This window comes from Burkholderia aenigmatica, assembly GCF_048627025.1.
Lineage (GTDB): Bacteria > Pseudomonadota > Gammaproteobacteria > Burkholderiales > Burkholderiaceae > Burkholderia > Burkholderia aenigmatica.
Map to the genome: position 1 here is coordinate 2,701,169 of NZ_CP184468.1, position 17,008 is coordinate 2,718,176.

The 17,008-nt window shown below is 66.0% G+C and carries 19 protein-coding genes; 10 read left to right on the plus strand and 9 right to left on the minus strand.

Annotated elements, in window-relative coordinates; all coding sequences use genetic code 11:
- Positions 1–108 precede the first annotated feature (108 nt).
- Positions 109–1,038, minus strand: a complete 930-nt coding sequence (locus ACN8ZM_RS12620; protein ID WP_205824213.1) for a DMT family transporter — start codon at positions 1,036–1,038, stop codon at positions 109–111.
- 275 nt (positions 1,039–1,313) lie between these two features.
- Here ACN8ZM_RS12620 and ACN8ZM_RS12625 point away from each other — a divergent pair, with 275 nt between their 5' ends.
- A complete protein-coding gene (locus ACN8ZM_RS12625; protein WP_043189033.1) occupies positions 1,314–1,748 on the plus strand; it encodes a DUF1841 family protein in 435 nt (144 codons plus the stop codon).
- Between the two features lie 99 nt (positions 1,749–1,847).
- Here the strand turns inward: ACN8ZM_RS12625 and ACN8ZM_RS12630 are convergent, their stop codons facing one another.
- Both ACN8ZM_RS12630 and ACN8ZM_RS12635 read right to left on the minus strand, forming a co-directional pair.
- Positions 1,848–2,207, minus strand: coding sequence for a c-type cytochrome (locus tag ACN8ZM_RS12630; RefSeq protein ID WP_011352792.1), 360 nt, complete (start codon positions 2,205–2,207; stop codon positions 1,848–1,850).
- A 39-nt stretch (positions 2,208–2,246) separates the two neighbouring features.
- On the minus strand, positions 2,247–2,606 hold the full coding sequence (locus ACN8ZM_RS12635) for a c-type cytochrome (RefSeq protein ID WP_043189035.1): 360 nt from the start codon (positions 2,604–2,606) through the stop codon (positions 2,247–2,249).
- 245 nt (positions 2,607–2,851) lie between these two features.
- Here ACN8ZM_RS12635 and ACN8ZM_RS12640 point away from each other — a divergent pair, with 245 nt between their 5' ends.
- From ACN8ZM_RS12640 to ACN8ZM_RS12660, 5 genes are all read left to right on the plus strand, one after another.
- On the plus strand, positions 2,852–3,694 hold the full coding sequence (locus ACN8ZM_RS12640) for an AAA family ATPase (RefSeq protein ID WP_043189037.1): 843 nt from the start codon (positions 2,852–2,854) through the stop codon (positions 3,692–3,694).
- Between the two features lie 28 nt (positions 3,695–3,722).
- Positions 3,723–4,898, plus strand: a complete 1,176-nt coding sequence (locus tag ACN8ZM_RS12645) for a vWA domain-containing protein (protein ID WP_175022425.1) — start codon at positions 3,723–3,725, stop codon at positions 4,896–4,898.
- A gap of 54 nt (positions 4,899–4,952) precedes the next feature.
- On the plus strand, positions 4,953–6,164 hold the full coding sequence (locus ACN8ZM_RS12650) for a benzoate/H(+) symporter BenE family transporter (RefSeq protein WP_122945960.1): 1,212 nt from the start codon (positions 4,953–4,955) through the stop codon (positions 6,162–6,164).
- A gap of 168 nt (positions 6,165–6,332) precedes the next feature.
- Complete coding sequence (gene tal, locus ACN8ZM_RS12655; RefSeq protein ID WP_043189043.1) at positions 6,333–7,286, plus strand: transaldolase; 954 nt, start codon at positions 6,333–6,335, stop codon at positions 7,284–7,286.
- A gap of 240 nt (positions 7,287–7,526) precedes the next feature.
- A complete protein-coding gene (locus tag ACN8ZM_RS12660; protein WP_089450997.1) occupies positions 7,527–7,982 on the plus strand; it encodes a VOC family protein in 456 nt (151 codons plus the stop codon).
- 64 nt (positions 7,983–8,046) lie between these two features.
- Here ACN8ZM_RS12660 and mctP read toward each other — a convergent pair whose 3' ends face one another.
- From mctP to ACN8ZM_RS12675, 3 genes are all read right to left on the minus strand, one after another.
- Positions 8,047–9,597: a monocarboxylate uptake permease MctP gene (mctP, locus tag ACN8ZM_RS12665; RefSeq protein ID WP_043189048.1), complete on the minus strand. Its 1,551-nt coding sequence runs from the start codon at positions 9,595–9,597 to the stop codon at positions 8,047–8,049.
- Entirely contained in the window at positions 9,594–9,836 is a 243-nt protein-coding gene (locus tag ACN8ZM_RS12670) for a DUF3311 domain-containing protein (protein WP_011657556.1), read from the minus strand. The genes mctP and ACN8ZM_RS12670 overlap by 4 nt, the downstream gene beginning before the upstream one ends.
- 198 nt (positions 9,837–10,034) lie before the next feature.
- Complete coding sequence (locus tag ACN8ZM_RS12675; protein ID WP_089450999.1) at positions 10,035–10,952, minus strand: spermidine synthase; 918 nt, start codon at positions 10,950–10,952, stop codon at positions 10,035–10,037.
- Positions 10,953–11,327: 375 nt separating this feature from the next.
- On the opposite strand from ACN8ZM_RS12675, the gene ACN8ZM_RS12680 reads away from it, so the two are divergent.
- The 4 genes from ACN8ZM_RS12680 (at position 11,328) to ACN8ZM_RS12695 (ending at position 13,885) form a co-directional block, all read left to right on the plus strand.
- Positions 11,328–12,371, plus strand: a complete 1,044-nt coding sequence (locus ACN8ZM_RS12680; RefSeq protein WP_420210069.1) for a hypothetical protein — start codon at positions 11,328–11,330, stop codon at positions 12,369–12,371.
- Between the two features lie 163 nt (positions 12,372–12,534).
- Entirely contained in the window at positions 12,535–12,789 is a 255-nt protein-coding gene (locus ACN8ZM_RS12685) for a hypothetical protein (protein ID WP_043189053.1), read from the plus strand.
- Positions 12,790–13,262: 473 nt separating this feature from the next.
- Positions 13,263–13,562, plus strand: a complete 300-nt coding sequence (locus tag ACN8ZM_RS12690) for a type II toxin-antitoxin system RelE/ParE family toxin (protein WP_420210998.1) — start codon at positions 13,263–13,265, stop codon at positions 13,560–13,562.
- Complete coding sequence (locus tag ACN8ZM_RS12695; RefSeq protein ID WP_089451002.1) at positions 13,562–13,885, plus strand: helix-turn-helix domain-containing protein; 324 nt, start codon at positions 13,562–13,564, stop codon at positions 13,883–13,885. Before ACN8ZM_RS12690 ends, ACN8ZM_RS12695 begins: the two co-directional genes overlap by 1 nt.
- Before the next feature lie 68 nt (positions 13,886–13,953).
- On the opposite strand, the gene ACN8ZM_RS12700 is transcribed toward ACN8ZM_RS12695, so the two are convergent.
- Genes ACN8ZM_RS12700 through htpG form a run of 3 tightly spaced genes read right to left on the minus strand, consistent with a single transcriptional unit; the run spans position 13,954 to position 16,933 of the window.
- Positions 13,954–14,430, minus strand: a complete 477-nt coding sequence (locus ACN8ZM_RS12700; protein WP_420210070.1) for a DNA-deoxyinosine glycosylase — start codon at positions 14,428–14,430, stop codon at positions 13,954–13,956.
- Positions 14,430–15,026 (minus strand): chorismate--pyruvate lyase family protein, encoded by a 597-nt coding sequence (locus tag ACN8ZM_RS12705; protein ID WP_420210999.1) that lies wholly within the window; start codon positions 15,024–15,026, stop codon positions 14,430–14,432. Before ACN8ZM_RS12705 ends, ACN8ZM_RS12700 begins: the two co-directional genes overlap by 1 nt.
- A gap of 8 nt (positions 15,027–15,034) precedes the next feature.
- Positions 15,035–16,933, minus strand: a complete 1,899-nt coding sequence (gene htpG, locus ACN8ZM_RS12710) for a molecular chaperone HtpG (RefSeq protein WP_420210071.1) — start codon at positions 16,931–16,933, stop codon at positions 15,035–15,037.
- Positions 16,934–17,008 lie beyond the last annotated feature (75 nt).

The following is a 17,008-nucleotide window of genomic DNA, read 5'->3' on the forward strand; positions in this document are numbered from 1 at the left end:
GCGGCCGGACGCTCGATGTACACCCTATCGGGGGTGGTTCCGCCTGCAAGCCGCAGCCGCGACCGCGCGTAGTCACCCGCGCCGCCGCCCCGCTTTCCCCCTTCCTGACTACGCGTTGGACGTCGCGGTCGCGTCGTCAGCCGCCGCACCGCCCGCGCGCACCAGCGCCAGCACGGCTGCAAGGATCGCGACCCCGCCCGCCCACTGCAGCGGCGACAGCGCTTCGCCGAACAGCAGCGCCGCGAGCGCGACCGTCACGACCGGTTCGAGCGTCGACAGCATCGACGTGCGTGCGGCCCCGAGCCGTTCGAGCCCGGCAAAGAACGCGAGCATCGCGGCGACCGTCGACACGAGCGCGATCGCGAGCATCGACGCCCAGCCTCCGGCCGTCGCGGGCCAGCGCGGCGGCGCACCGAACGCCGCGGTCCGCACGACGGCGATCGCCACGAGCGTCGCGGTCGCCGACAGGCAGATGATCGCGGTAGTCGCGAGCGGATCGACGCCGCGCGTCGCCTTCGTGCCGCCGACGATGTACAGCGAATAGATCACCGCGGCGGCCAGCGCGAGCGCGATCCCGAGCGGCTCGCCATGCCCGCCCCCGACCATCAGCGCCGAACCCGCGATGCACAGCACGAGCGCGACGGCCTTCGCGCGCGTGAGGCGCTCGCCGAGCCACCACGCGGCCAGCAGCGTGACGAAGGCCGGATACAGGTACAGCAGCAGCGCGACGAGGCTCGCCTGCGCGTGTTGAAGCGCGCTGAAATAGCAGAACGACTGCCCGACGTAGCCGAGTGCGCCCATCGCCACGAGCGGTGCGAGCGCGCGCCCGCGCGGCCACGCGACGCGGCGATGCCGTGCGATCGCGGCGAGCACCGCGCCGCCGATCGCGAAGCGCACGATCAGCAGCCCGAGCACGTCGACACCGGCCGCATACGCGTAGCGGCCGAAGATCGCCATCGCGCCGAACGCAGCGGCGGACAACGCGACGTAGAGCGTGCCCTGCAGGGCGGTGGACGACGGGCGGGCGGTGGCGGTCATGACGGAACGGGCACAAACGGCGTGGCGACGGAAATCGTCGGAGTGTAACGGCGCGACAGCGGCGAGCCTAGCCCGCGCTTACCCGTTCCCAGGCGCCGGTGGCGGGCGCCGATCACCGGCCCGCGTCGCGCACCCGCGCGGCCCGCGGGCGACCGCCACTGCCGCCACTGACGGCCGCACAACCCGCTCCGCGCCCGCCGCCAGCACCGTCCGCCGACCCGGCGTACAATGCGCGACGCGGCATCACGCCGTCCGAATCACGACGTTTCCCCATCATGTTCAATCCAAGCCGCGACGATGTGCGTCGCTTTTTCACCGAGACCTGGCGCAAGCAGCGCGCCGGCGAGATCCTGACGCCGCTGGAAGCGATTGCAGCCGACTGGATCGTCGAGCATCCCGAATACCACGACGACCTCGCCGACGCCGATGGCGCGACCGCGCGCGAGTACACGCCGGAGGAAGGCCGCACGAACCCGTTCCTGCACCTGTCGATGCACCTCGCGATCAGCGAGCAGCTGTCGATCGACCAGCCGCCCGGCATCCGCGCCGCGCACGACAAGCTGGCGGCGAAGCTCGACTCGACCCACGAAGCGCAGCATTCGATCATGGAATGCCTCGGCGAGACGATCTGGGAAGCGCAGCGCACCGGTACGCCGCCCGATACCGACGCGTACCTGCAGCGCATCCTGCGCCGCGCATCACGCGACTGAGCGCCGCGGCACCGGCCCACGGGCGCCGGCGCGCGGACAAAAAAATACCCCGCCTCGGCGGGGTATTTTTGCTGCGCGAGCCCGTCGGGCCCGTCGCGCTTACTTCTTGAACACGAGATCGGTTTCTTTCAGCGACTCGATGTAGGCCGCGATGTCCTTCATGTCGCTGACCGACAGGCTCTGCACCTGTGCCTGCATGATCGCGTTGTTGCGACCGAGCAGCGGATTCGTCAGGCCCATCTGGTACTGGCGCATCGCCCACACGAGGTAGTCGGCATGCTGGCCGGCGAGGCGCGGATATTCGGCGTTGATCGGCTTGTTCATCTGCGCGCCGTGGCAGGCCGCGCAGTTGTGCGACTCGACCAGTTCCTTGCCCTTCGTGGTGTCCGCCGCGTGCGCGGTACCGATCGCGAGGCCGGCCGCCAGTGCAACCGCCGCCGTCTTGAATGCGTTGTTCATGAATGCTCCTGTCCCGCCGGAGAGATCGGCGGCGCGCGCTTACTTGTAGGGGTTGTCCTTCGAGTCGGCCTTCTGGGCGGCGTAGTACGCCGACAGATCCGCGATGTCCTGGTCCGTCAGCGAACCGGCGATCGCATTCATCGACGGGAAGTGACGATCCTTCTTGCGGTAGGCCTTCAGCGCGTTCTCGAGGTATTGCTGGTTCTGGCCGCCGAGGACAGGCACCCGGTAGACCTCCGGGTACGCCGCGCGGTAGTCCTGGATGCCGTGGCAACCGATGCACATGGCGGCCTTGCTCGCCCCGTCCTTCGGGTTGCCGACCACACCGGCCGCCTGCGCGCTGCCCGCGAGCGCCACGAGCGCTGCGACAACGACGTGTTTGCCGACGAATTTGTTCATAGCTCTTGTAACCTAGCTTGAGGGGAAACTGGCGCCAAAGCGGCAACGGCCCGCGCCGTTTTGCTTCTTGGATCGCCACGCAGGCCAAAAAAAACGGCCAGATTGTACCGCGTCGGCGGGGAACGCGTCCATAAGGCGCCCCGCTTCGCCCCGCCGCAGTCCCGCAACGATACGCGGGCGCGGCCCAACCGCACAGCCCTTCTGACTTATACTGGGTTTTTTTCCCGATTGAGAAGAGCGCCGCCATGCGTTTCGAAGGGTCCTCGCACTACGTCGCCACCGACGATCTGAAGCTCGCGGTCAATGCCGCGCTGACGCTGCAACGCCCGCTGCTGATCAAGGGCGAGCCCGGCACCGGCAAGACCATGCTCGCCGAGGAAGTCGCGGCGGCCCTCGAGATGCCGCTGCTGCAGTGGCACATCAAGTCGACCACGAAAGCGCAGCAGGGCCTGTACGAATACGACGCCGTGTCGCGGCTGCGCGACTCGCAGCTCGGCGACGAGCGCGTGAAGGACATCTCGAACTACATCGTCAAGGGCGTGCTGTGGCAGGCGTTCGACGCCGAGCGCCCGACCGTGCTGCTGATCGACGAGATCGACAAGGCCGACATCGAATTCCCGAACGACCTGCTGCGCGAGCTCGACCGGATGGAATTCCACGTGTACGAGACACGCGAAACGGTGCGCGCGAAGCACCGCCCGCTCGTCATCATCACGTCGAACAACGAGAAGGAGCTGCCCGACGCGTTCCTGCGCCGCTGCTTCTTCCACTACATCCAGTTTCCCGACCCGGCGACGATGCAGAAGATCGTCGCGGTTCATTTCCCGGACATCCGCGAGGAGCTGCTGCGCGCGGCGCTCGAGAGTTTCTTCGAGTTGCGCGGCGTGTCGGGCCTGAAGAAGAAGCCGTCGACGTCCGAACTGCTCGACTGGCTGAAGCTGCTGCTCGCCGAGAACATCCCGGCCGACGCGCTGCGCGGCGTGGACGCGAAGCAGATCGTGCCGCCGCTCGCGGGCGCGCTGCTGAAGAACGAGCAGGACCTGAGCCTGCTCGAACGGCTCGTCTACATGAACCGGCACAACCGGTAATCCTCTCCCCATCCGCGAAGGCCCGGCCATGTTGCTCAATTTCTTCTACGCGCTGCGCGCAGCCAAGCTGCCCGTCTCGGTGAAGGAATACCTGACGCTGCTCGAATCGCTGAAGGCCGGGCTGATCTCGCCGTCGATCGACGCGTTCTACTTCCTCGCGCGGATGACGCTCGTCAAGGACGAGCAGTACTTCGACAAGTTCGACCAGGCGTTCGGCGCGTATTTCCACGGCGTGTCGTCCCTGCCGTCCGAAGCCTTCGACATTCCGCTCGACTGGCTCGAAAAGCGCCTCGAGCGCGAGCTGTCGCCGGAGGAGAAGGCGCAGATCGAGGCGATGGGCGGGCTCGACAAGCTGATGGAGCGCCTGAAGGAACTGCTCGACGAGCAGAAGGAACGCCACGAAGGCGGCAACAAGTGGATCGGCACCGGCGGCACGTCGCCGTTCGGGCACGGCGGCTACAACCCGGAAGGCGTGCGCATCGGCGGCCCGTCGAACGGCAACCGTACCGCGGTGAAGGTGTGGGAGGCGCGCGCGTATCGCGACTACGACGATTCCGTCGAGATCGGCACGCGCAACATCAAGGTCGCGCTGCGACGGCTGCGCCGCTTCGCGCGCGAAGGCGCGGCCGAGGAGCTCGACCTGCCCGGCACGATCCGCAGCACCGCCGCGAACGCGGGCTGGCTCGACCTGCGGATGGTGCCCGAGCGCCACAACAACGTGAAGGTGCTGATGCTGCTCGACGTCGGCGGCTCGATGGACGACCACATCAAGCGCACCGAAGAGCTGTTCTCGGCCGCGAAGGCCGAGTTCAAGCACCTGGAATTCTTCTACTTCCACAACTGCGTGTACGACCACCTGTGGAAGAACAACCGCCGCCGCCACTCGGAACGCACCGCGACGTGGGACGTGCTGCACAAGTTCACGCCCGACTACAAGCTGATCTTCGTCGGTGACGCGACGATGAGCCCGTACGAAGTGCTGCAGCCCGGCGGCTCGGTCGAATACAACAACCCGGAAGCCGGCGCCGTGTGGCTGCGCCGCCTCGCCGACCAGTTCCCCCATCATGCATGGCTGAACCCGGAGCCCGAGCGGCTATGGGAATACCGGCAGTCGGTCGCGGTGATCCGCGACCTGCTCGGCCATCGCATGTATCCGCTCACGCTCGCGGGCCTCGAAACCGCGATGCGCGCACTCAGCAAGTAACGACACCCACCCAGACACGAAGGCCGCGTCCGAGCGGCCTTCCCCGGAGATAGCATGAACCCCTCGCCCACCGCGAGCGCCAGCCGCGCCGGCGGCCGCCGCTTTTTTGCCGATACCTCCGTCTCGGCACTCGTCGCCGGCTTCGTCGCGATGATGACGGGCTATACGAGCTCGCTCGTACTGATGTTCCAGGCCGGCCGCGCCGCCCACCTCACCGATGCGCAGATCTCGTCGTGGATCTGGGCGCTGTCGATCGGCATGGCGCTGACGACGATCGGCCTGTCGCTGCGCTTTCGCGCGCCCGTCGTCGTCGCATGGTCGACGCCCGGTGCCGCGCTGCTGATCGCATCGCTGCCCGGCGTGCCCTACCCCGAGGCGATCGGTGCATTCGTCGTCTGCGCGGTGCTGCTGACGGCCGTCGGCGTGAGCGGGCTGTTCGACACGCTGATGCGCAAGATTCCCGCCGGCATCGCCGCCGCGCTGCTCGCGGGCATCCTGTTCGAGATCGGCATCGAGATCTTCCGCGCCGCGCAGTTCCAGACCGCGCTCGTACTCGCGATGTTCTTCACGTACCTGATCGTCAAGCGGCTCGCGCCGCGCTACGCGATCGTGACGACGCTGATCGTCGGCACGGCCGTCGCCGGCGGTCTCGGCCTGCTCGACTTCAGCGGTTTCCACATTGCATTCGCGAAGCCCGTGTTCACGATGCCGGCCTTCTCGATCGCGGCGATCGTCAGCATCGGCATTCCGCTGTTCGTCGTCGCGATGGCGTCGCAGAACGTGCCGGGCATCGCGGTACTGCGCGCGGACGGTTATCAGACCCCGTCGTCGCCGCTGATCGCGACCACCGGCCTCGCGTCGCTGCTGCTCGCGCCGTTCGGCTCGCACGGCGTCAACCTCGCGGCGATCACGGCCGCGATCTGCACGGGCCCGGAAGCGCACGAGGATCGCGCGAAGCGCTACACGGCTGCCGTGTGGTGCGGCACGTTCTACCTGATCGCGGGGATCTTCGGCGCGACCATCGCCGCGCTGTTCGCGGCGCTGCCGAAAGCGCTCGTCGTGTCGGTCGCCGCGCTCGCGCTGTTCGGCTCGATCATGAGCGGGCTCGCGAACGCGATGCAGGACGTGAAGCAGCGCGAGGCCGCGCTCGTCACGTTCATGGTCACCGCATCGGGCCTCACGCTGCTGTCGATCGGCTCGGCGTTCTGGGGGCTCGTCGCGGGGATCGTCACACAGGTGATCCTGAACGCGCGCCGCCCGGCGTGACGCGGCGCGGCGCCCGCCGCTGCGGCCATCGGACACGCCAGAACGTGCCCGACACGAATCGGGCCTAGAATAGCGGATCGGAGGCGGCGCCCGGCGCCGCTTCGCTTCGCCGCCGCGCTCGCGCGGCCCGTGAGAACCCGGCGCCTTGCGCCCTTCTTCCGAATCGCCATGACTACCGCACTCGACCAGCTGAAGCAGTACACGACCGTCGTCGCCGACACGGGCGATTTCCAGCAGCTTGCGCAATACCAGCCGCGGGACGCGACCACGAATCCGTCGCTGATCCTGAAGGCCGTCCAGAAGGATGCGTACAAGCCGATCCTCGAGAAAACCGTCCGCGATCATCGCAACGAAAGCACCGATTTCATCATCGACCGCCTGCTGATCGCATTCGGCACCGAGATCCTGAAGCTGATCCCGGGCCGCGTGTCGACCGAGGTCGACGCGCGCCTGTCGTTCGACACGCAGCGCTCGATCGACAAGGGCCGCGAGCTCATCAAGCTGTACGAAGCCGCCGGCATCGGCCGCGAGCGCATCCTGATCAAGCTCGCGTCGACGTGGGAAGGCATCCGCGCGGCCGAAGTGCTGCAGAAGGAAGGGATCAAGTGCAACATGACCCTGCTTTTCTCGCTCGTGCAGGCCGCCGCCTGCGCGGAAGCCGGCGCGCAGCTGATCTCGCCGTTCGTCGGCCGCATCTACGACTGGTACAAGAAGCAGGCCGGCGCGGAGTGGAATGAAGAAAAGGATGGTGGCGCGAACGATCCGGGCGTGCAGTCGGTGCGCCGCATCTACACGTACTACAAGACGTTCGGCTACACGACCGAAGTGATGGGCGCGAGCTTCCGCACGACCAGCCAGATCACCGAACTCGCCGGCTGCGACCTGCTGACGATCAGTCCCGATTTGCTGCAGAAGCTGCAGGACAGCAACGACACGGTCACGCGCAAGCTGTCGCCGGAAGCGCTGCAGGACAAGCCGGCCGCGCGCGTCGCGATCGACGAGGCAGCGTTCCGCTTCCAGCTGAACGACGACGCGATGGCGACCGAAAAACTCGCCGAAGGCATCCGCGTATTCGCCGCCGATGCGGTGAAGCTCGAGAAGCTGATCGACTCGCTGCGCTGAGCCGCGACACGCGTCAGCGGCTGTCAGCAACACTGGCAACAGCCGTCAGCACGCACGCCGCACACGGCCGCGAACGTCATGTTCGCGGCCGTTTTTATTTTTCATTCCATCGTCAAGCACGCGCACTACAATCCACGTCACGGGTGCGCCGGCCGCCTCCCGATGCCCCCTTTCCCAGTCAGTCTTGCACGGTGCCGAACCCGCGCGGATGCGCAGGCCGGCCCATTACAGGAGACAGCGATGCAAGTTCAACCGTACCTGACGTTCTACGGTCGCGCCGACGAAGCCCTTCAGTTCTACGAAAAGGCACTCGGTGCGAAGACGATGTTCAAGATGCACTTCAAGGACGCGCCGCCGAATCCCGACTACCCGCTGACGCCGGAGATGGGCGACAAGGTAATGCACGCGAGCTTCACGATCGGCGACTCGATGATCATGTGCTCGGACGGCGACTGCAGCCAGCCCGGCGGCGGCATGCATGCCGGCTATTCGCTGTCGCTGAATCCGGCGACGGTCGAGGAGGGCCAGAAGCTGTTCAATGCGCTCGCCGACGGCGGCGAAGTGACGATGCCGTTCGGCAAGACGTTCTGGGCGCTCGGCTTCGGGATGGCGAAGGATCGTTTCGGCGTGCACTGGATGGTCAACGTCGAAGACCTGTCGCAACGCGAGGACCTCGCGAAACGCGCGCAGGGATGACACGAAAGACAAAGCCCGCCACCTTGCCGGTGGCGGGCTTTTTTATTGCGCGGCGCGATCCGCGTCAGCCCTCGACGACGTCGAAATAGTCCTCCGGCCGCGTGCGATCCTCCGCATGCGCCATGCCCATCACGCGCACCAGCACGCTCACCACCACCGCCACCACCAGGTTCACGATCAGCGACCACACGGCCGCGTAGCCGGGAATCGCCAGACCGAACAGGTGGATCGTGAAGATCGATCCGGCCAGCTTCAGCGAGATCGCCATCCACGTGCCGCACACGATGCCGGCGGCCCAGCCGGCCAGCAGGCCGCGATGGTCGAGCATGCGCGTGTACAGGCCGAGCACGATCGCGGGCAGTGTCTGGATGATCCAGATCCCGCCGAGCAGCTGCAACTGGATCGCGTAGGTCAGCGGCAGCCCGAGGATGAACGCGACCGCGCCGACCTTCACGATCAGCGACACCAGCTTCGCGACGTGCGTTTCCTGGTCGTGCGACATGTTGCGGTTCACGAACTCGCGGTGAATGTTGCGCGTGTACAGGTTCGCGGCCGCGATCGACATGATGGCCGCCGGTACCAGCGCGCCGATGCCGATCGCCGCGAACGCGACGCCGACGAACCACGACGGGAAATACTCGAGGAACAGCGCGGGCACCGCGAAGTTCGGGCCGAATGCCTTGAAGTACGGCGCGTACTGCGGCATGTCCTTCACGCCCGACGCGAGCGCCATGTAGCCGAGCAGCGCGAGCAGGCCGAGCACGAACGAGTATGCGGGCAGCATCGCCATGTTGCGGCGGATCGAGTTGCCGGACGACGACGACAGAATGGCCGTCACCGAGTGCGGATACAGGAACAGCGCAAGCGCCGAGCCGATCGCGAGCGTCGCATATGCGCTGTAGCCGTTCAGGCTCATCGCGTCGGGTGCCTTCAGCAGCAGCTTCGCGGGCGGCACGCTCGCGAAGATGTGCCCGAAGCCGCCAAGCTTCGCCGGGATCACGATGACCGCCGCGGCGATCGTGATGTAGATCAGGATGTCCTTGACGATCGCGATCATCGCCGGCGCGCGCAGCCCCGACGTGTACGTGTACGCGGCGAGGATCGCGAACGCGATGATCAGCGGCAGGTCGCCGACGAAGCCGGTCGTGTCGAAGCCGAGCGCGCCGATCACCACTTCGATGCCGACGAGCTGCAGCGCGATATACGGCATCGTCGCGAGGATGCCCGTCACCGCGATCGCGAGCGCGAGCATCCGGCTGCCGTAGCGCGCATTGACGAAGTCGGCGGCCGTCACATAGCCGTGCCGCTTCGCGATGCTCCACAGCTTCGGGAACACGACGAACGCGAACGGATAGATCAGGATCGTATAAGGCAGCGCGAAGAAGCCCATCGCGCCGGCGCCGAACACGAGCGCGGGGACCGCGACGAACGTGTAGGCCGTGTAGAGGTCGCCGCCGAGCAGGAACCACGTGACGATCGTGCCGAAGCGGCGTCCGCCGAGACCCCATTCGTCGAGATGGGCGAGATCGCCGCGCCGCCAGTTCGCGGCCAGGAAACCGATGATCGTGACGCCGATGAACAGCAGGACGAAAACGAAGGTTGCGCCGAGATTCATCGCGCACCTCCCTGCGGACCGCTCGCCTTCCACGCGTTCTTGGTCTTGAAATAGACGAACGCGGTGATCACTGCGCTAATGAAGACCCACAGCAGCTGGTACCAGTAGAAGAACGGAAAACCGAACCATTGCGGTTCGATCTTGCTGTACGACGGTACCCACACCATCGCGATCAGCGGCAGGACCAGCAGCCAGAGCCAGCGCTTGGCGGCCCGGTTGGCGTCGGCATCATGAGCCATGACGTCTCCTCATCTTTCCCGGTTATCGATCTTGTTGAGCGGGTACGGCGCCGAGAGGAGCGCAAAACGGGTAGGCTGCGGCTCCCCTGGCTTCGCGCCAGTATAGGAGCCGCGGGCACGCGGTCAAGCAGGGGCGAACCCGAGGTGATCCGCCCCTTGTCGTGCGGTTGCACCGGCATGCCGCCGGTGCATGAAACGTCAGATCGCGAACGCGGTGTCGCGTGCGCCGGTCGTTTCTTTCAAAGCTTTCACCCACTTGCGTGCGGGCAGCTTCAGCGTGTCCTCGATCAGCTTCGCACGTGCGTCGAGCTGCGCGAACGACACGTCGAGCGCGGGGCCCGAGAATGCGATCGCGATCCGGTTGCCGTCGTGCACTTCCGGCAGCGCGATCACGCGGTGATCGAACGCCGCGTTCAGGTGCTTCATGTTGCGCACGAAGCTCGGATGATCGCCGAACAGGTTGATCGTCGCGATGCCCGCATCGGCGAGGCAGCCGCGCACCGCGCGGTAGAACGCGACGCTGTCGAGCACGGGGCCGCGCGCGGTCGCGTCGTACAGGTCGATCTGGATCGCGCCCGTCGTGCCGCGGTTGGCCGGATCGTTGACGAAATCCCATGCGTCGGCTTCGTGCACGGCGAGACGTGCGTCGTCGGGCGGCAGCGCGAACATCGTGCGCGCGGCGACGATCACAGCCGGGTTCAGCTCGACGGCCTCGACCTTCGCGTGCGGCAGGAAGCGGTGCGAGAACTTGGTCAGCGCGCCGGTGCCGAGCCCGAGCTGGACGATCCGCTCGGGCGTTTCGAGGAACAACAGCCACGCCATCATCTGCTGCGCGTATTCGAGCTCGATATGCAGCGGCTTCGAGATCCGCATCGCGCCCTGCACCCATTCGGTGCCGAAGTGCAGGAAGCGCACGCCGCCCTCTTCCGAGAACGTGACGGGCGCGAAGCGCGGCTTGCGCGGCGCTTCGAGCACGGGCACGTCGTCGTGTTCGTCGATTTCCGGGCGGCGCTTCACGCGCGGCGGCTGGAGTTTTTCGGAGCCGTTGTAGGCAGACGGCTTGCTGCGCTTGGATGCGCGCGCCTCGGCGGACGCGCGCTTGATCAGTCGGGTCATGTGTGAATCTCGCTGGGTGAAGCTGGTTTTAGCGGACGAGAGGATAGCATTCGCGGGGATTCTGCCGCCGGACGGACACGCGTCCGGCTCTTCGGTGCCATTGCCGTCGTGTCACTTCGTCGGAAGTCCGCTGCTCGATGGTGCGAAAAAAGCCTCGCCGCGGGGCCGATTCCTTCGCACGCACCGTTCGTCGCGCCAACGTACGGACCGGCTCGCACCGCTCCGGAAATATTCCGTAATCAGCGCATGCCGGCGGCCACCTCAAACGACCCGCCTGTCGCTCGTCGCTGCGCCCGCGACACGCTATGCTCCCGCGTCGGCCACGTGCCGCGGCGCTTTAAATCTTACGGATTACAAACAAAAATGAGAGACCTCATGACACAGAAAGCACGTCTGGCACACGCCGGCTACGCAGCCGCCTTGACCGGCACCCTGCTGCTCGCCGCATGCGGTGGCGGCGGCGGCGACAGCAACGCATCGAGTGCGCCCGCCAGCAACCTCAGCGCCGCCCAGCAGAACTACGAAAGCTTCGCGCTGGCCGCCAACGGCGGGCTGCACTACCTGCACGCGCAACTGTCGATCTCCACGTCGAGCAGCGGATCGGTGAGCATCGGTCAGGGCAGCTATTTCTATGCGGAAGATCAAAGCCTCACGCAAAGTCCGTCCGGCGGACCTCAGCTGTTGACGAAAGGCCTGTCGTCGGTCTCTGCGTCGCTGCCCGTGCCGACACTGGCCGACCAGCGTTATGTCGTCAACGGCGCTGTCGTGACGAGCACGCAGGAACAGGTCAGCTACAGCGGCGCGAACGTGCAGCTGACGGATCTCGCCGCCGACGGTCATACCGCCGCGATGACGGTTCTCGGCACGAACTACACGATCGTGCCGCTGTCCGGCACGATCGCCGGCTCGCCAGCCGAACTGTTCGACGACAGCGCGCTCGGCGCCATCACGAACACGATCAACGGCACGTCGCTGTACAACAAGCCGGCGACGTGGCAATCGGGCGCCGCCTACATGAAGGTCACGCGCCAGGTGGTGGGCGACACGGTACTGACCGGCGACTGCGCCGCCCCGCAGACGACCGGCACGACCCCGACGCCGTGCAGCGCGACGGCATCGACGCTGGAAACTTTCTTTCCGTACACGAGCACGGCCGACAACAAGACCTACAACCTGAGCGACGGCCAGATCGTCACGCTCGCGGGCGTCCGTGCATGGGTCGCCAACGCGGCGCTCAATGCGCCGACGACAGAGTATCGGGTCTTCTATCAGAACAACGGGCAGATCGACATCGGGACCGTGATCCGCGACGGCACGACGCTCGCGATCGCGCCCGCCGGCAGCACGGCGCCGCAGGACTTCTACATCCTGTTGAACGGCGCGGCAGTCCAGTCCGTGAAGGCCGCGATCACGTTCTGACGCAGCGTCGTGTTCCGGGCGCGCATGTGTCGATGCGAACGGCGGCGGACGATTCGTCGCCGTTCGCATGAAGGGGCGCGGGCATGGCCGCCGGCGCGCCGTACCGGGATCGGATAGCGGCGCACAATACGATCAGGTGCCCGCCTGGCGAGGAGGAGGTCTCATGGAGTCGACCGACAAGAAGATCTGGTTTCCGGCGAAACGCTACGGCTGGGGATGGGGGTTGCCGGTCGCGTGGCAAGGCTGGGTCGTCCTGCTGCTCTTTGTGATCGGGATCGTGGTGGTTGCGACGCACGTGTCGCCTGCCCAGTCACCGCTGGCGTTCGCGGCATGCATCGTCGCGTTGGTCGCCGCGTTCACGGTCGTGTGCTGGCTGAAAGGCGAAAAGCCGAAGTGGCGCTGGGGCAAGGACGATTAAGCGACGATCCGTCGAATCGTCGGAAACCGTCTTGCCGCCAAGGCCCACCTTCTTCAGCAATGACGCATGCGCACTCAGCGCATCGAAATCGTTCGACTTCGGATGGCGGATCGCCGAATCGAGACGGCCCATGCGATGCCACGCGGCTGGCAAGTCCTCGCTACCGATCCCGCACCCGCCTGCCATCTGCCGAATGGCCGACTTGTCGCGCACCTCGGGCAAATACAAAAATGGGAAGCCATTGCCAGGTATCGGGATATCGCATGACCTCCTCGCCGTTTGACACCTGCGGAACGCGAAACAGTACCGACATCGCTCGCTAGCTCCCTGCTCTCTCTGCACGTCACTTCCAGGCCGAACTGCCCGTGCCTGCTCCACCTTGAACGCATACCCAAATAGGTATAAATTTGCCAACGGATCTCGCCACCCGGCCGCTCTACTGGCTCGGTTCAGCACGCAAGGACCTGAAAGCGATGCCCGAAACCGTGCAGGACACCTTCGGCTACGCGCTGTATCTGGCCCAGGCAGGACGCAAGCACGACCAGGCCAAGCCACTGAAAGGATTCGGATCCGCTGGCGTGCTCGAAGTCGTGGAGTCGGAGGACAACGGCACATACCGCGCCGTGTACTCGGTGAAGCTGGGGCATGCCGTCTATGTGCTGCATTGCTTCCAGAAGAAACCGTCCCACGGCATCGCCACACCGAAGCGTGACATCGATCTGGTTCGCGAGCGTCTGAAAACAGCCGAAGCCCACGCAAAAGGAGCACTGTGATGATCGAAATCGAGCCTGGCAGCGGCAACGTATACGCCGACCTGGGCATGCGTGATGCCGAAGAAATGCAAGTGAAGGCGCAACTCGCCGCCAAGATCGGCGAGATCGTCAAGACGCGGCAGTGGACGCAGCAACACGCCGCCCGGGTGCTCGGCATGACGCAACCGAAGCTGTCGAACATGCTGCGCGGGCAGTTTCGTGGCGTGAGCGAAGCAAAGATGCTGGAATGTCTCGCGAAGCTTGGGCGCGATGTGCAGATTGTCGTCGGGCCGGACCGTCATTCGGGCACCGAGGGGCATATCGAAGTCGTATTCGCTGCTTGAAGGCAGCGTCAGACTCCCCCGTCTCCAGGCAACGACGGTCGAATCTCAAGCGAAACGCGGTATGTCGATCAGGTGCCGATCCGGCGCCACGCCTGCAGCTTCTGCTCGAACGACAGCATCGCATTCGCCGGGCTCGACGAAGGCAGCACGAGCGTGTCGTACCCCGCCGCGCCGATCACCTCTGCAAACCGCCCTGCCGTCTTGCCGTTGAAACACACGCGCTTCAGCAACGGCGCATGTTCCCTCAACGCGTCGAAATCGTTCGGCTTCGCATGCCGGATCGCCGAATCGAGGCTGCCCTCGCGATGGCACGCGGCCAGCACGTCCCAGATCCCGATCCCGTGCATCAGCACGCGTTCGAGCCGCGCGTCGTACGCGAGCTCGTGCAGCCCGGGCTCGCCGAGCACCGTGCCGAGCAGCCGCCAGAACTGGTTGCGCGGATGCGCGTAGTACTGCGCGGCATCGAGCGACGCCTCGCCCGGAAAGCTGCCGAGGATCATCGTGTGCGTATTCGCCGCGACGACCGGCGGGAACCCCCGCAGCATCACGCGCCTCCGCCGGGCCCGCCCGAGCGCGGCCCGTCGCCGTGCGCATCGAGATGGCGCCACAGCGCCGGCAGCATGCACTCGGTGACCATCAACGGCTTGCCGTGACGCTGGAACACCGAGCGCCGCGCGGCGAACGCGTGCGGTGCTCGCGCACCGTCGAGCGCATGACTCGCCAGCGCAAACAGCGGATGGCCCGCGATCACGCGCCGGCTGACGAGCGCCGAACGCTCGACCTGCGGATCGCTGTACAGCAGTTCCGCCAGCGGCCGCGTGCGTAGCCGCCGCATGGCCTGCCACACGCCCTTGCTGGCCGCGAGCGGCGCGATGCTGTGCGCGGCGACGTACGGCGTGCCGTCGACCGACAGGATCACCTCGCGCACCCACATCGGCGCGCGCGGTGCACTGGCGACCGCGTCCGGCTCGTCGAACCACGGACAGTCGACGGCCTCGCGCGTCACGCGCACGTTCACACGGCCAAGCCTTGCAAGGTGCGCGGTCAGCGATCCGCCGCGCGTCAGCCAGTCGCGCTGGTCGAGCGTGCAGCCAGGCCGCGGCGTCTCGCGCCAGCCAGCCTGCCTGCCGTCGAATCGCAGGCGCGTGTTCACGCGGCGCGCGACAGCAGCAGCGCGTTGGTCCGCTTCACGAAGCTCGCCGGATCGTCGAGCATGCCGCCTTCGGCCAGCAGCGCCTGATCGAACAGCAGATGGCACCAGTCGCCGAAATCAGCGCTGTCGGCCTTCAACTGCTTCACGAGCGCGTGCTCCGGATTGATCTCGAGGATCGGCTGCATCGCCGGCGCGTTCTGGCCTGCCGCCTTCAGCATCCGCTGCAGGTAGCCGCTCATGTCGTTGTCGTCGGCGACGAGGCACGACGGCGAATCGGTCAGGCGGAACGTGACGCGCACTTCCTTCACCTTGTCGCCGAGCGCTTCCTTCATCTTCTCGACTACGGGCTTGATGGCCTCGCCTGCCTGCTCCTGCGCCTTCTTCTCTTCGTCGTTCAGCTCGCCGAGATCGAGGTCGCCACGTGCCACGCTCGCGAGCGGCTTGCCGTCGAATTCCTGCAGGAACGACAGCATCCATTCGTCGACGCGATCGGTCAGCAGCAGCACCTCGACGCCCTTCTTGCGGAACACTTCGAGGTGCGGGCTGTTCTTCGCGGCCTGCCATGCGTCGGCCGTCACGTAGTAGATCTTGCTCTGCTCGGGCTTCATGCGCGACACGTAGTCGGCGAGCGACACGTCCTGCGCGTCGGTGTCGCCGTGCGTCGACGCGAAGCGCAGCAGCTTCGCGATGCGTTCGCGGTTTGCGTGATCCTCGCCGAGGCCTTCCTTCAGCACCTGGCCGAACGCGCCCCAGAAGGTCTTGTACTTCTCCTTGCCGGCATCGTCTTCCGCGTTCGCGAGCTCTTCGAGCATCGACAGCGCGCGCTTCGTCACGCCTTCGCGGATCGCCTTCACGTCGCGGCTTTCCTGCAGGATCTCGCGCGACACGTTCAGCGGCAGGTCGGCCGAATCGACGACGCCCTTCACGAAACGCAGGTATTGCGGCAGCAGCTGCTCGGCGTCGTCCATGATGAACACGCGCTTCACGTACAGCTTCAGGCCGCCGCGATAGTCGCGGTTCCACATGTCGAACGGCGCGTGCGCCGGCACGAACAGCAGCTGCGTGTATTCGCTGCGGCCCTCGACGCGGTTATGCGTCCACGTGAGCGGATCCTGGTGGTCGTGCGCGATGTGCTGGTAGAACTGCGTGTACTGCTCGTCGGTGACGTCGCTCTTCGAACGCGTCCACAGCGCGCTCGCCTGGTTGACGGTCTCGTCCTCGTCCTTCAGGACCATCTCGCCCTTTTCCTGATCCCACTCTTCCTTCTGCATCAGGATCGGCAGCGCGATGTGGTCGGAATACTTCTGGATGATCGACTGCAGGCGGTGCGACGACAGCAGCTCGTCCTCGCCTTCGCGCAGGTGCAGCGTGATCGTCGTGCCGCGTTGCGTGCGCTCGATCGCGTCGATCGTGAAATCGCCCTCGCCCGCGCTTTCCCAGCGCACGGCTTCGCTTGCCGGCAGGCCCGCGCGACGCGTCTCGACGGTGATCTTGTCGGCAACGATGAAGCCCGAGTAGAAACCGACGCCGAACTGACCGATCAGCGCCGCATCCTTCTGCTGGTCGCCGGACAGCTTCGTGAAGAATTCCTTGGTGCCCGAACGCGCGATCGTGCCGAGGTTCGCGATCGCCTCGTCGCGGCTCATGCCGATGCCATTGTCGTCGATCGTGATGGTGCGCGCGGCCTTGTCGTAGCCGATGCGGATGCGCAGGTTCGGATCGTTCTCGTACAGCGCGTTGTCCGCGAGCCCTTCGAAACGCAGCTTGTCGGCCGCGTCGGACGCGTTCGACACCAGTTCGCGCAGGAAAATTTCCTTGTTGCTGTAGAGCGAATGGATCATCAGGTGGAGGAGTTGCTTGACCTCTGCCTGAAAGCTCATCGTTTCATGTGCCATGGATGCTGTTTCCTCTTACTTGAACTTGAATGGTGTGGCGCGCGATGCCGGCCGGCCCGTGAAAGGCTGCCGCCT

Coding starts and splice junctions, on each gene's coding strand:
- ACN8ZM_RS12620 (WP_205824213.1), bottom strand. CDS start 1,038: ATGACCGCCACCGCCCGCCCGTCGTCCACCGCCCTGCAGGGCACGCTC.
- ACN8ZM_RS12625 (WP_043189033.1), top strand. CDS start 1,314: ATGTTCAATCCAAGCCGCGACGATGTGCGTCGCTTTTTCACCGAGACC.
- ACN8ZM_RS12630 (WP_011352792.1), bottom strand. CDS start 2,207: ATGAACAACGCATTCAAGACGGCGGCGGTTGCACTGGCGGCCGGCCTC.
- ACN8ZM_RS12635 (WP_043189035.1), bottom strand. CDS start 2,606: ATGAACAAATTCGTCGGCAAACACGTCGTTGTCGCAGCGCTCGTGGCG.
- ACN8ZM_RS12640 (WP_043189037.1), top strand. CDS start 2,852: ATGCGTTTCGAAGGGTCCTCGCACTACGTCGCCACCGACGATCTGAAG.
- ACN8ZM_RS12645 (WP_175022425.1), top strand. CDS start 3,723: ATGTTGCTCAATTTCTTCTACGCGCTGCGCGCAGCCAAGCTGCCCGTC.
- ACN8ZM_RS12650 (WP_122945960.1), top strand. CDS start 4,953: ATGAACCCCTCGCCCACCGCGAGCGCCAGCCGCGCCGGCGGCCGCCGC.
- tal (WP_043189043.1), top strand. CDS start 6,333: ATGACTACCGCACTCGACCAGCTGAAGCAGTACACGACCGTCGTCGCC.
- ACN8ZM_RS12660 (WP_089450997.1), top strand. CDS start 7,527: ATGCAAGTTCAACCGTACCTGACGTTCTACGGTCGCGCCGACGAAGCC.
- mctP (WP_043189048.1), bottom strand. CDS start 9,597: ATGAATCTCGGCGCAACCTTCGTTTTCGTCCTGCTGTTCATCGGCGTC.
- ACN8ZM_RS12670 (WP_011657556.1), bottom strand. CDS start 9,836: ATGGCTCATGATGCCGACGCCAACCGGGCCGCCAAGCGCTGGCTCTGG.
- ACN8ZM_RS12675 (WP_089450999.1), bottom strand. CDS start 10,952: ATGACCCGACTGATCAAGCGCGCGTCCGCCGAGGCGCGCGCATCCAAG.
- ACN8ZM_RS12680 (WP_420210069.1), top strand. CDS start 11,328: ATGACACAGAAAGCACGTCTGGCACACGCCGGCTACGCAGCCGCCTTG.
- ACN8ZM_RS12685 (WP_043189053.1), top strand. CDS start 12,535: ATGGAGTCGACCGACAAGAAGATCTGGTTTCCGGCGAAACGCTACGGC.
- ACN8ZM_RS12690 (WP_420210998.1), top strand. CDS start 13,263: ATGCCCGAAACCGTGCAGGACACCTTCGGCTACGCGCTGTATCTGGCC.
- ACN8ZM_RS12695 (WP_089451002.1), top strand. CDS start 13,562: ATGATCGAAATCGAGCCTGGCAGCGGCAACGTATACGCCGACCTGGGC.
- ACN8ZM_RS12700 (WP_420210070.1), bottom strand. CDS start 14,430: ATGCTGCGGGGGTTCCCGCCGGTCGTCGCGGCGAATACGCACACGATG.
- htpG (WP_420210071.1), bottom strand. CDS start 16,933: ATGGCACATGAAACGATGAGCTTTCAGGCAGAGGTCAAGCAACTCCTC.